The 12,497-nt window shown below is 57.3% G+C and carries 14 protein-coding genes; 2 read left to right on the forward strand and 12 right to left on the reverse strand.

What is annotated here, in order from left to right; genetic code table 11:
• Positions 1-67: 67 nt before the first annotated feature.
• Both ACYCZ5_RS10350 and copK read right to left on the reverse strand, forming a co-directional pair.
• A complete protein-coding gene (locus ACYCZ5_RS10350; protein WP_461544720.1) occupies positions 68-421 on the reverse strand; it encodes a copper-binding protein in 354 nt (117 codons plus the stop codon).
• 193 nt (positions 422-614) lie between these two features.
• Complete coding sequence (gene copK / locus ACYCZ5_RS10355; RefSeq protein ID WP_461544721.1) at positions 615-890, reverse strand: periplasmic Cu(I)/Cu(II)-binding protein CopK; 276 nt, start codon at positions 888-890, stop codon at positions 615-617.
• Positions 891-1,166: 276 nt separating this feature from the next.
• Between copK and ACYCZ5_RS10360 the strand changes: the two genes are divergently transcribed.
• Positions 1,167-1,844 carry a heavy metal response regulator transcription factor gene (locus ACYCZ5_RS10360; protein WP_461544722.1) on the forward strand — a complete coding sequence of 226 codons (678 nt, stop codon included), beginning with the start codon at positions 1,167-1,169 and terminating at the stop codon, positions 1,842-1,844.
• Positions 1,841-3,241, forward strand: coding sequence for a heavy metal sensor histidine kinase (locus tag ACYCZ5_RS10365; RefSeq protein ID WP_461544723.1), 1,401 nt, complete (start codon positions 1,841-1,843; stop codon positions 3,239-3,241). The genes ACYCZ5_RS10360 and ACYCZ5_RS10365 overlap by 4 nt, the downstream gene beginning before the upstream one ends.
• Positions 3,242-3,404: 163 nt before the next feature.
• Here ACYCZ5_RS10365 and ACYCZ5_RS10370 read toward each other — a convergent pair whose 3' ends face one another.
• From ACYCZ5_RS10370 to ACYCZ5_RS10415, 10 genes are all read right to left on the reverse strand, one after another.
• Positions 3,405-3,530, reverse strand: a complete 126-nt coding sequence (locus ACYCZ5_RS10370; protein ID WP_461544724.1) for a hypothetical protein — start codon at positions 3,528-3,530, stop codon at positions 3,405-3,407.
• Positions 3,527-4,510, reverse strand: coding sequence for a CDF family Co(II)/Ni(II) efflux transporter DmeF (gene dmeF, locus ACYCZ5_RS10375; RefSeq protein WP_461544725.1), 984 nt, complete (start codon positions 4,508-4,510; stop codon positions 3,527-3,529). The genes ACYCZ5_RS10370 and dmeF overlap by 4 nt, the downstream gene beginning before the upstream one ends.
• 90 nt (positions 4,511-4,600) lie before the next feature.
• Positions 4,601-4,909: a P-II family nitrogen regulator gene (locus ACYCZ5_RS10380; protein ID WP_461544726.1), complete on the reverse strand. Its 309-nt coding sequence runs from the start codon at positions 4,907-4,909 to the stop codon at positions 4,601-4,603.
• A complete protein-coding gene (locus ACYCZ5_RS10385) occupies positions 4,906-7,995 on the reverse strand; it encodes an efflux RND transporter permease subunit (protein ID WP_461544727.1) in 3,090 nt (1,029 codons plus the stop codon). Before ACYCZ5_RS10385 ends, ACYCZ5_RS10380 begins: the two co-directional genes overlap by 4 nt.
• The gene (locus ACYCZ5_RS10390; protein ID WP_461544728.1) at positions 7,992-9,323 is read right to left on the reverse strand and encodes a TolC family protein; all 1,332 of its coding nucleotides are present in this window, start codon (positions 9,321-9,323) and stop codon (positions 7,992-7,994) included. The genes ACYCZ5_RS10385 and ACYCZ5_RS10390 overlap by 4 nt, the downstream gene beginning before the upstream one ends.
• A gap of 88 nt (positions 9,324-9,411) precedes the next feature.
• A complete protein-coding gene (locus ACYCZ5_RS10395) occupies positions 9,412-9,807 on the reverse strand; it encodes a hypothetical protein (protein ID WP_461544729.1) in 396 nt (131 codons plus the stop codon).
• 43 nt (positions 9,808-9,850) lie between these two features.
• Positions 9,851-10,093, reverse strand: a complete 243-nt coding sequence (locus ACYCZ5_RS10400) for an SHOCT domain-containing protein (protein WP_461544730.1) — start codon at positions 10,091-10,093, stop codon at positions 9,851-9,853.
• Positions 10,094-10,184: 91 nt separating this feature from the next.
• Positions 10,185-10,457, reverse strand: a complete 273-nt coding sequence (locus tag ACYCZ5_RS10405; protein ID WP_461544731.1) for a class II glutamine amidotransferase — start codon at positions 10,455-10,457, stop codon at positions 10,185-10,187.
• Positions 10,450-11,760, reverse strand: coding sequence for an MFS transporter (locus ACYCZ5_RS10410; RefSeq protein ID WP_461544732.1), 1,311 nt, complete (start codon positions 11,758-11,760; stop codon positions 10,450-10,452). Before ACYCZ5_RS10410 ends, ACYCZ5_RS10405 begins: the two co-directional genes overlap by 8 nt.
• A complete protein-coding gene (locus ACYCZ5_RS10415) occupies positions 11,760-12,491 on the reverse strand; it encodes an MBL fold metallo-hydrolase (protein ID WP_461544733.1) in 732 nt (243 codons plus the stop codon). The genes ACYCZ5_RS10410 and ACYCZ5_RS10415 overlap by 1 nt, the downstream gene beginning before the upstream one ends.
• Positions 12,492-12,497: the final 6 nt, after the last annotated feature.

Raw genomic sequence — 12,497 nt, forward strand, 5'->3', positions numbered from 1 at the left:
CTTTCAGTTGACCCCTGTCGGTGCGGCAGTCACGGGGTTCGGTGACTGCCGCACAGCCGAGCCGCGATTATTTCTGCGGCGTAATGTGCGTGACGAAATACATGCGAGGTCCTTCATTGACCACTTCGAACATCACTTTCTGGCCGGGCTTGATGCCCTTCAGGATCGCGGCATCCTTGACCTTGAAGTCCATGGTCATGCCGGGCCAGCCGAGCGACTGGATCGGGCTGTGCGTCATGTTGACCTTGTTGTGCTGCATGTCGATCTTGTTCACCACGCCCTGTCCCACATGTTTCTGAACGGCATGCGCATCGGCCAGATGCATGTCGGCCTGGGGCATGTGCTGCATATGATCGGCTGCCAGTGCGGCAGTGGAAGTGGCGAGCAAGAATGCAGAAAAGCTGAAGGTTGCGAATTTCATGTTTGATCTCCTGATAAAAATTGAATGGTGCGAACTTGATGCCGGTGCTTGCGCCAGGGCTGCAAATGCAACGCGCAGACGCAAGCCGACAGAATCGGTAAGCTCTGGGCACAGTTAAGTTGGACAACGCCTTGACGATCACCTGTTCCCAGTCCATCCGATCAGGTTCGAAACCGTATCTGAATGGGACTCGTCAGCCGCGATAGTCCTTGTTCAAATAGTCGTCGAGGCGCATCACTTCATCGCCATGCATCATGATTTTCTGCCCGTCCTTCGTTTCCATGACCTGATTCTCCTTCATGCGAGTAGCACGGCCATACTTGTCCTCCATGCTCATTTTCCCATCCTTAAAAATGTATAGCGTAGTTCCGTCCTTGAGTGGAATCGACTTGTCCACCTGCGCAGCATCGACAGCGAACACAGATGTGGACATGGCAGCGAAAATTGAGGCAATCAGCAGTTTTTTCATGGTAGTTGCTCCTTTTATGTTGCGTTCTAATGGATTCATTGCGAATGAATTGGCTGGGACGAATGGCTTCCCAGTTGTTGCCATGTTAGTCACTTTACTCCTACAGCGAGGTGACCCGCTCATTACCCTTTTGTCATGGTTTTGTCACCCTGCGAGCCTAATTGAATGGTGGCTAACATGCCGCCCTCCCGATTACATTTCCGTAAGGAAGAGGATTCTGGTGTAATGTGAGAGCATAATTTCGGCGTAATTCATTCAGATATTGGAGATAGTTCAATGAAGATTCTTGTCGTCGAAGACGAGCTCAAGACTGGGGATTACCTCCGTCAGGGGCTATGCGAGGCTGGTTTTGTTGTCAATCTGGCGCGGGATGGGCTGGATGGTCTGCATCTGGCCCTAACCGAAGCTTATGACCTAGCAATCCTGGACGTAATGCTGCCCGGCATCGACGGTTGGCAGGTGCTTCAGGGTGTGCGTCGGTCAGGCAAGGAGATGCCCGTACTTTTCTTGACTGCCAAGGACGCCATAGACGACCGTGTCAAGGGGCTGGAACTCGGCGCCGATGACTATCTTGTCAAACCGTTCTCTTTTTCCGAACTGTTAGCGCGCGTTCGTACCTTGCTTCGCCGGGGGAATAAGCTTAGGGAGCCCGATGTCCTGCGGGCGGCTGATCTCGAACTAGATCTGCTGCGCAGGCGTGTGACCCGCTGCGGGAAGAAGATCAATCTGACCGCGAAGGAATTTTCCCTGCTCGAACTTCTGCTTCGCAGACAAGGCGAGGTGCTCCCACGGTCCATGATCGCCTCCCAAGTTTGGGACATGAACTTCGATAGCGACACCAACGTCATCGAAGTGGCAATCCGCCGGTTGCGCGCTAAGATAGATGACGGCTACGTGCCGAAGCTGATCCATACGGCACGAGGCATGGGGTATGTCCTAGAGGTCAGCGAGTGAGACTCCCGCATGGAAAATCGGTTACGTTACGCCTGACCCTGCTGTTCGCTGCCGTTTCTTCGTTCGTACTTCTATTGCTTGGGCTGGTCGTCGGCCATCTGGTCGACCGGCATTTCGAGGAACTCGATGGCGAGTTGTTGGTCGGCAAGCTCGAGCTCGTCCGTGGTGCGCTGGCAGAAGTGAAGTCAGACGATGATCTGAAATTTCTGGCTACGCGCCTGGAAGGAGCTCTCGTCGGTCACCACGGACTGTTTGTACGGATTCTGGCGGCGGACGGTCAGATTGTCTATGTCACTGCAAATTCCGATATTCTGCCTCCGCCAGCCAATTCTTCGGTTGTCACACAACCGATACGCATGACCGGGCGCGATGGTACTTCGCTCAGAGTCTTGTCCGGCGTCGCTCCCATGGATATACCCGGGTTTTCACCGGCGATCATAGAATTGGCGACTGACCTGGCTCATCACGAAACCTTCATGGCGTCATTCTGGAATGCGTTGTGGACCATCGTTGCGCTGGCGACCGTTGCGAGCGGCATGTTGGGTTGGTTTGCCGCAATGAGAGGCTTGGCTCCGTTGAGAGTCATCAGTCGGGACGCGGCACAGATTACCGCCCACCGATTGAACCAGCGGCTGCCTGTTGAGTCCATTCCCGTCGAATTGGCGGAAGTGGTACGCACGCTCAACGAAATGTTTGCCCGCCTCGAGGAATCTTTTCACCGATTGTCGGATTTTTCTTCCGATCTCGCCCACGAACTACGGACCCCAGTCAGCAATCTGATGACGCAGACACAGGTGGCTGTATCCAGGGAAAGGTCGGTTGATGAATATCGCGAAGTGCTGTATTCGAACCTAGAGGAATTCGAACGGCTGGCGCGCATGATTGCCGACATGCTTTTTCTGGCGAAAGCCGACAACGGGTTGATCATACCGAACAGAGAAGCGGTAAATTTGGCCGCTGAGGTGCGAGAAGTATTCGGCTTCTATGAGGCTATTGCTGAAGAGCAAAACGTCAGCTTGATTCTTGCCGGAGAAGGTTATGTGCAAGGGGATAAACTGATGCTCCGCAGGGCATTCAGCAATTTGCTCTCAAATGCCATCAGGCACACGCTCCGCCACGCCATGGTCAAAGTAATCATCGCGCAGGAGGCGAAATCCGGCAAAGTCCGGCTTACCTTTGAGAATCCGGGTGAGAATATCCCGGCTGAACATCTACCCAAGCTATTCGACCGATTTTACCGAGTGGATTCTTCGCGCCAAAAAGCCAGCGATGGCGCGGGTCTCGGGCTTGCAATCACAAAATCCATCATTGAAGCGCACAAGGGAACGATCCGGGTATTCTCAGCTGATGGATTGACGCGATTTGAGATTGTTTTTCCTGCTGTAGTTCCGAGTTAACTGATAACTACCTTTCCTCTTCCTGTAGCCTACAGAGGCAAGCATCAAAACTTGATTGCCGAAAAGGGTTTTGTCCCGTCGAACCGATAGCTTGCAAAGGTTTGATGTTTGCTGCCTGGCACCACCGGATGCAGCGTCAAGCAGAGTCAGCAACCATGCAAATTCAGCCAAGCTCATCTCCTGCATACGGCAGAAGCCTCGCTGCCTCGTCTTGTCCCCAGAGCCACGGCAAATAGCAACCGACGATTTCCGCAATCGCCGTGACGAGATAAAGAAAAAACGTTTTCATGCCGCCGCGACAACCCCTGCGGGCACATCGGAGCAATAATGAATCTCGATGGTCGAATGGACGATTTCCTCGTGCATTGACAGACGCTCACGCACGACGTTTGGTGTCAGGGTCGCATCGTGGGTCACCACGGTCATGGCGCACGAATAGACCTTCTTGCCAACACGCCAGACGTGCAGGTCAGTGATTCGGGTGTCACCGGCATCGGCAGCCGTTTCCACCACTTCCCGAATCTCATCGACCACCGGGTGATCCATCTCGCGGTCGAGCAGCACCTTGCCCGTGTCGGCAATCAGCCCCTTGGCCCATATCGCCACAAGTACCGCTCCGACGATGCCCATGACCGGGTCTAGCCACGACCAGCCATAGAGCCACCCACCGAACAACGCCACAATGGCAAGAACCGAAGTGGCCGCGTCGGCGATGACATGCAAGTAGGCTGACTTCAGGTTGAGATCGTGATGCTGGCTGTGGTGATGGTCATGACCATGATCGTGTCCATGCGAATGACCATGATCGTGATGGTGCGCCTTGCCGAGAATCAAAGCGCAAACGACATTCACGGCCAACCCGAGGATGGCAATCACAATCGCTTCCCGGTACTGGATGGGTTGCGGCGAGATGATTCGCTCCGCCGAGCCAACCAGCATCATCACGGCCACGCCGAGCAGGAAGATAGCGCTGGCAAAACCGCCCAGAATCTCGACCTTCCATGTGCCGAACGCGAAGCGCGGGTCTTTCGCGTAACGCCGCGCTGTGACGTAGGCCATCGCGGAGAGGCCAATCGCGACGGCATGGGAGCTCATATGCCAACCGTCCGCGAGCAGGGCCATCGAGTTGTACCACCAGCCCGCAGTGATCTCGACCACCATCATCACAGCCGTGATCCACATCACCACCCACGTGCTGTGCTCGGCGGCCTCGTTACTTGTATCGAAAACGTGGTCGTGCATCCAGTTGGACAAATTTTCGGTATTCATGCTGGATTTCCTTGATGGAAAGTCATGGCTGATATCCTCTTGGTGCAGATGGTTTGTTACAGGGATTTTCTGTATGCGGTTATCTCTTCGTCATAACTGGCCTTGTTGCTCAACATCTGTAACCCGGAAAATCCCTCTTCCCGTCAATCCGCAATCGGCAGCGCGCAGGCCCCGCAATACTTCGTCCACGTCTTCGTTCTTGAGCAGAATGTCAACGCGCACATGCGGGGTATAGCCAACCACACGATCGCGTGCTGAAAGCGCGCTGTTGTACTCGTCTTGTGTGCCATGCCCCTCGACGCGGGTAAATGTGAAACCCGTCACCGGCTCAATACTGCGCAATGTGTCGGCCAGCGCCTGTTCAATATCGGCGGGTACGATCAACATGAGATTCTTCACAATATGCCTCCTTTGGTGTGTTTACTGGGTATCTCGGTGCGTGTTTCAAGCCAGACATAGAGTGTGGGCAACAGCACCAGCGTGAGCAGTGTCGAGGTAAACAGCCCGCCGATCACCACTATCGCAAGCGGTTGCTGCAATTCTGAGCCGGGACCGGTGGCAAGCAACATCGGCACGAGACCAAGGCTGGCGATGAGCGCTGTCATCAGGACTGGCCGCAGCCGCCGTTCCGCGCCTTCCTGCACCGCTTGCAGCACCGTGCGTCCGGATGAACGCAACTGATTGATATAGGTCACCAACACTACACCGTTCAGCACTGCTACGCCGAACAACGTGATGAATCCTACCGATGCAGGGACCGAAAGATAGAGTCCGGAAAGGTACAGACTTACCACGCCACCTATCATGGCGAACGGGATATTCAGGATGATCAGGCCCGCTTGGCGCACCGAACGGAAGGTCGAGAACAGCATAAAGAAGATTAGTGCGACCGACACGGGAACGACTATCCCCAGCCGCTGTGCCGCACGCTGCTGATTCTCGAACTGCCCGCCGTAGTCGATGTAATAGCCCTGCGGAAGTTTGATTTCCCGTTCGATTGCGGTGCGTACTTCCTCTACCAGACTAACCACATCGCGACCCGCCACATTCACCTGCACCACGGCAAGACGCTTGCCTGCCTCGCGGGTGATTTGCACCGGCCCTTCTACCTCGCGGATATCGGCCAGCAAGGAAAGCGGAACCTTGGCACCACCCGGCGTTCCGATCAGCAGATGCGCAAGCGCTTGCGGCGTGGTACGCGCGGCTTCCGGGAATCGCATCAGTACTCCGGTGCGTCGATTAGCCTCGATCACATCCGTGACCACCTTGCCGCCGACAGCAGTTTCGATCAACTTGTTGATGTCTTCAACCCGGATCCCATAGCGCGCGATTCGCTCGGCATGTATCTCGATTTGCAGGTACTGCTGCCCGAGAACGGGTGATCGAACGATGTCCACTGCGCCGGGTATCTTTGCCGCCAGTTCCTCTATCTGCTGCGATTTTTCCTCTAACACCGCGAGGTCATCACCGTATATCTTGATCGCCAGTGCGGCGCGCACGCCGGAGAGCATCTCCGATACGCGCATGTCGATAGGTTGGGTGAAAGCGACCTCAATATCTTCGAACTGTTCGAGTTTATGGCGCAGCGCCTCTTGGAATTCGCCTAGGCTGCGTGTCCACTCGCTACGGGGTTTGGTAAGCACGAAGTTGTCGGTCTGATACAGTCCCATCGGATCAAGCCGCAGTTCGTCCGCTCCGGTGCGTGACACAACACCGATGACCTCCGGCAATTCCATCATCGCACGATGGTACTGCGCATCCGCTGCCAGCGAGGCTTCAAGCGTGATGTCGGGCTTCTTCTCGATAATCACCACGGTCGATCCCTCATCCATCGCCGGCATGAATTCGCTGCCTATGAGGGGGACCAGCATCGCTGTGGCGATCAGCGCAACAAGAGCGCCGCTCACTGCGGTCTTGCGGTATGTGATGGCCCAACGCATCACCGGCAGATACAAACGCTTGACCGCCGCCAGCAATCGTTCATCGCCGTGCGCACCGCTGCGCATGAACAGGCTGGCAAGTACCGGGATGACGGTGAGTGACAGCAGCAGCGAACCCGCAAGCGCGAAACAAATAGTCAGTGCGAGCGGTGCGAACATCTTGCCTTCCAGTCCGGACAGCGTGAACAGCGGCAGGAACACGATGACGATGATGAGCACGCCGGACAGTACCGGCATGCCGACCTCGGTAGTGGCGCGGTATACCAGATGCAAGCGGCTCACCCCTTTCGGCGACTGAGCAAGCTGGGCGTGGATGTTCTCCACGATCACCACGGCGGCATCCACCAGTATGCCGATCGCGACCGCCAGCCCTCCGAGCGACATGAGGTTGGCGGAAACATCGAACAATCGCATCATCAGGAAAGTGAACAGTACCGATAAGGGCAGAATAAATGCCACCGTGAGGGCAGCGCGCAGGTTGCCGAGCAGCACGATGAGCACGATCAACACCAGCAACACGGCTTCGCCAAGTGCCTTCTCAACCGTCCATACGGCCTCATCTATCAGTTCGGTGCGGTCGTAAAATGGCACGATCCTGACGCCTTCCGGCAATGTAGAGGAAAGTGCGGCAAGTTCGCGCTTCACGCCCTCGACCGTAGTGCGTCCGTTCGCGCCCTTGCGCAACAGAACCAGACCGGTGACCACTTCACCCTTGCCATCGGCAGTCACGCCGCCGTAGCGTGTGAGCGAACCCATGCGCACTTCCGCCACATCCTTAACGAGTACCGGCATACCGCTACGCGTGGCGATGACCACCCTGCCGATGTCGTCCAGACCACGCAGTACGCCTACTGTGCGCACCAGCAGCGTCTGCTCCTGCCGGTTGATCCGATCTCCGCCGGCATTGCGGTTGCTCGCTGCAAGCGCCAGTTCGACATCGTCGAGTACGAGGCCATGACGTGCGAGTTTTTCGGGTTGCACGATAACCTCGAATGCACGCGCTTCGCCGCCAAGCGAGTTCACGTCGGCGACGCCGGATACGGTGCGCAAGCGCGGCCGGATCGACCAATCCTGAAGCGTGCGCAATTCGGCGTTGCTCAACCCTCCGCCCTCGATGCGATACATGTAAATCTCGCCGAGCGGGGTCGTGATCGGTGCCAGCACCGGCTCAACTCCTGGCGGCAGGCTGGCGCGCACCTGATTCAGACGCTCGGCCACCTGCTGGCGCGCCAGATATATGTCGGTGCCGTCCTCGAACCAGACAGTCACCAGACCGAGTGCGTATTTGTTGAGCGAGCGCAGCGCCGTCTGGCGCGGCAGACCCTGCATCTCGATCTCGATCGGGAAGGTGATGCGGCTTTCGACCTCGGCCGGTGTCATACCCGGCGCATTCACAATTACCTGCACCTGCGGCGTGTAAATATCAGGGAAAGCGTCGATGGGGAGCGAGCGAAATGCCCACAGGCCACCGACAACAACAGCCACGGCGATCAACAGCAACATCAAGCGCTGGATCAGGGCAAAACGGATCAGAGCGGCGATCATGGCGCAACCTCCTTCGGGAAATCGATCACGGAAATGCCGGCTGCAAGGCGCAGGTCGGCAGCTGCGAGCGCGCTTTCTTGCTGTAGCTGCAGGTGACGTGTATGGGCATCAAAATAGGTGTTGTTGGCATCAACCAGCGTAAGGACATTCAACTCGCCCGCACCAAAACCACGGCGCGTGAGCGCATATACCTCGCGCGCAGGTTCAAGCAGATTCACGCGTAACCGTTCGGTCTGTTCGAGCAAACGCACTAGTTGAAAATGTGCTTGTGCAAGACTGCTGTAGGCATTACGTTGCATCGTCGCAAGTTGTGCCTGCGCCCGCCCGGCATCTGCCCCAGCCTTGGCAACCAGACCGCTGCTGTTGTTCCACAGCGGAATCTGCACACTCACGCCAATGCCGGTCACATCGCGTCGCTGGCCCGCTAGGAAATCGCGTTCACGGAACAGGTTCAATGACGGATCGGCATAACGTTGAGATTCGGCGACGGCAATTCCAGCCTGCGCCGCCTCGGACTGTTTGCGTGCTGCCGCCAGTGCCGGATGGGTATCCAGCGCGCGCACATACACATCCAGACTGGCAGGTGTTTGGGGAGGAGCGATCTTTGTCAACTTGACTGGTGCGCCATCCTGCAAGGCGAGTAAAGCGCGGAAATCAATGAGCGCTTTTTGCTGCTCTCGCTCGGCCGTCACAGCGGCCTGGCTTGCCTCCTCGCTCAGGATTGCCAGCCGTTGGCGCTCAAGAGGGGTGAGGTAGCGGACCAGTCCGTCTGCGCTTTTCTTGCGCGCGATGCCGGGCGGTTCCGCAACGAGTTGCAACCGTTCCAGGGAAAGCTGGCGTTTGGCTTCAGCCAGTTGCAACGCATGAAAAGCCCGCGCGACTTCGCGTTCCAGCAATAGCTGCTGGTTGCGGAGATTTTCGCGCGCACTGTCAAGATTAGCTTCGGCAACGGCTCGCTGGCGGACAAGCCGGCGTAGCGGAAGCGGCTGGCTTAGTGCGAACTGGGTAAGCCCGCTCCCGCCGCTTCCATCTTCGATACCAAGCCTGTTATCGGCGCGAATATCCACGGTCGGATTCGGCCAGACATCGGCCTGTTCAAGCTCTGCCTCGCGTGCGGCAATCTCCGCTTCGGCGGTACGAAGCTCAGGTGCTATGTCATGTATGCGTTGCACACTGTCCGCAAGCGACCATACGGTAGCTTTATGTACCAATAGTGGCGGCGAGTTATCGTTTCCTACAGCGTCGGCAGGTGCTGCTGTCAGGGTTTGTGCAAATACCGGATTGAAAAGCTGCGCCGCCAACCCAAGCGGCAATAGAAATTTGCGCATCGAATTCTCCTGATTGAAAGAGGAATGAATTCGGCGAGACGCGTGAGGTCGCTAAATAAGGGTGAACAACAAGAGGCGTCTCGCCGGATCAGGCAAGAGCGGTTCTTGGGGGACGTTCGAGTCGAGAAGGTGCTACCGAGATGAAAGTGTCGGATGTAACTACCGCCAGCGTGCTCCCACCTGTTAGTGGCACAACGCCGTTCATTTCCGTGAGCAGGTAAAGGAAACTGGGATGCACATGTGTATGGTGGTGATCACTTGCCGCAGCAGAGTTGCCAGCTTCTGATATGTCCGCTTGATGTTCATCGTGGTGATGATCGTCGCCGTGTTCATGGCTGTGATGCCCCAAATGTGCCGTGAGGCCAGATGAGTGTTCCAGCGTATCGCAAATACCTACTGCAATCGCATGAGTGGCATTCAGCGAAAGCATAATAGAAAAAATCAAGGTAAAAACGGCGCGCATGCTGGAAAGTATAACAGACAAAAAAGTACGTTTGCTTGAGGGGGCGAAATCGGCACTCTCGTATTCATGATTCCAGGTCGCGTTTCATCCGCTCGTATTCTTCCCGGTCCATCTCGCCGCGCGCATAGCGCTCCCGTGCAATCTCCAATGGTGTCTTGTCGCGCGGACTCCTGTCCGGCGACGGCTGCTTAATCAACCATCGAATCAAGGCGACTATCCCGAGTATGACCAGGCCCCAGAACAGCAGCATGAAAACGAAACCAAATCCCATACCCCATCCGCCGAATCCGTTCCAATTGTTCATCATGTCGCTCCCCCTCTAGGTCGCATCTTAAACCTCGCATTGTTCGAGTGCGTAATGCTGCTTTCGTGCCCATCGATTCAGACGAGCCACAGTATCATGCAGTTTCGGGGGCGGGAACCGGCTGCGTCATCAAACTCAAGATCATTATTCCGCCCCGGTACAGGCGCAACTCGCCCGGCTGGAAAGCGGTCCACGCTGCATTCTCGTCCAGAGGTTCAGTTGCGATCAGAACGCTGTTGCCCAACCCGCCATCGGTCTGGCCGCTATCGGCGCGTTCCAGATAATGCAGCCAGTACTGCCCGTAGCCGGTGTAGAGACCGCAGCGCCCACCCGGTGGAATTTGCGAGATCACGCGCACATCAATCATTTCTCTTATCCTCTGCAGGGTTAATGCGCGGATGCGTCTCCTCTCCGAACAGCCAGAGCCAGCCTCCCGACAGGAACATCGAGAGCACCACAAACCAGAACGCCGCGTCCACCGAGCCGCTGAAGTGCGCGGCGATGCCCAGGCCGAGTGCGCCGATGCCGTAACCCAGATCGCGCCAAAAGCGGTAGATGCCGATGGCGGAGCCGCGCCAGTCGGGATGGGAGATGTCTGCGATGGCGGCCGACAGGTTGGGATACAGCAGCGCCATGCCGATACCGGAAACGGCGGCGGAGAACGACCACCACACCATGCCTTCGCCGAACAGCATCATCGCCACGCCCGCACCGCAGATCCACATGCCGAGGACATTGGGAATATGACGGCCGATGTGGTCGGACAGTTTGCCGGTGAAGAATTGCGAACCGCCCCAGACGAAACCGTACACGCCGACGATCCAGCCGATGTCGGGCAGGCTGATGCCGCGCTGGTAGAGGAACACCGGATAGAACACCCACACCAGCGCATCGACGAACTTCTCCACCAGCCCGGCCTGGCTGATGGCAGCGAGGCGCTTGTCGCGCCACGACACCAGCGTGAACACTTCCCACGTGGTCGGCTGTGCGCTGATATTGGTCGGGTAACGTGCCAGCGGGCCGCTACTCAAACCGGCCTTATCCTTGGCCGCCTCATGCCTCGCCCAAGGCAGCGTGTCCTTGACCCACAACAGGGTGAGCAGGATGGCGAGCAGGATGGTGGTCATGCCGAATATCAACAGACCGCTGCGCGGACCCAGCATGGTCGCCAGATAGGCGGTGATGATGCCCGCCAGCGCAAGGCCGACATAGCCGGAGAACTCATTCAGACCAATGGTCAGGCCGCGCTGGTCGGCGCGGGTGATGTCGAGTTTGGAAGTCTGCGTCATCGACCACGTCAAACCCTGGTTGATGCCGAGCAACACGGTGGCGGCGACGATCCAGCTCCACGATGGCGCGAAATACACCATCAAGGGAATCGGCAGTGCTGCGGCCCAGCCCAGCAGCAACACCTTCTTGCGCCCGATGCGTTCGGACAGGCGACCTGCCACGAAATTGAGCGTGCCCTTGACCAGCCCGAACGCCACCACGAACGCGGTGAGCAGCATGAAGGAATCCTTCGGCACGCCGAATTCGGATTCGGACAGCGCGGGCACCACTGTGCGCATCATGCCGATGGTGAAACCCACCAGCATGACTTGCAGCAGTTGGTGCAGGAACTGGCCCAGGTTGTCGCGGATGCCGTGGGTCAGTGTGACGTGCGTCATCATCAGCCCGCGATGTTGGCGGCGACCATCTTGTCCATCTCGGCGGGGCGCGGCGGGATCTCCTGCAACAGCGATTCGACGAACGCTTCCTTGCTGCCCGCCAGGGCTGAGTTCCAGCGTTTCTCGAAACCGATGGTCGAACTCGGCTTGCCGGACAAACCGGCACCGCAGACGCTGCCTGCCTGATGGCCGGGATATATCTCGACCTCGTTAGGCAGGGTCAATAATTTGGCATGGATGCTGTCGTAAAGCTGGGAGGCCATCTCCTTCTCGCGGCCGAGCAAGTCGGGGCGGCCGATGGCACCGACGAACAGCGTGTCGCCGGTGATGACGAACCAGGGCAATTCGCCGCGACGCATGTCGGTCACCAGCAGGCAGATGCTGTCGGGCGTGTGGCCCGGCGTATGCAGCACTTCGACGTTGACGTTACCGAGGTTGAGCGATTGACCGTCGGTCAGGGATTCGAACTCGAACTTCACGCGCCCCTGATCGGATTCGTGCAGGCAATAGGGCGCGCCCACCATCTGCGCCAGCTTGCGGCCGCCGGAGTAATGGTCGGCGTGCACATGCGTGTCGATCACAAAATTGATGGTGACGCCCGCCTTCTTCGCCTCTTCGATGTACCACGCCTCGTCGCCTGCCACCACGTCCACCGCCATGGATTTACCCTTGGTGCCGCAGCCGAAGAAATATGACAGTGAAGATTCCTTTGTTGCCAGTTGTTTAAAGAACATCGCTCT

The sequence above is a fragment of the Sideroxydans sp. genome (genome assembly GCF_054604835.1).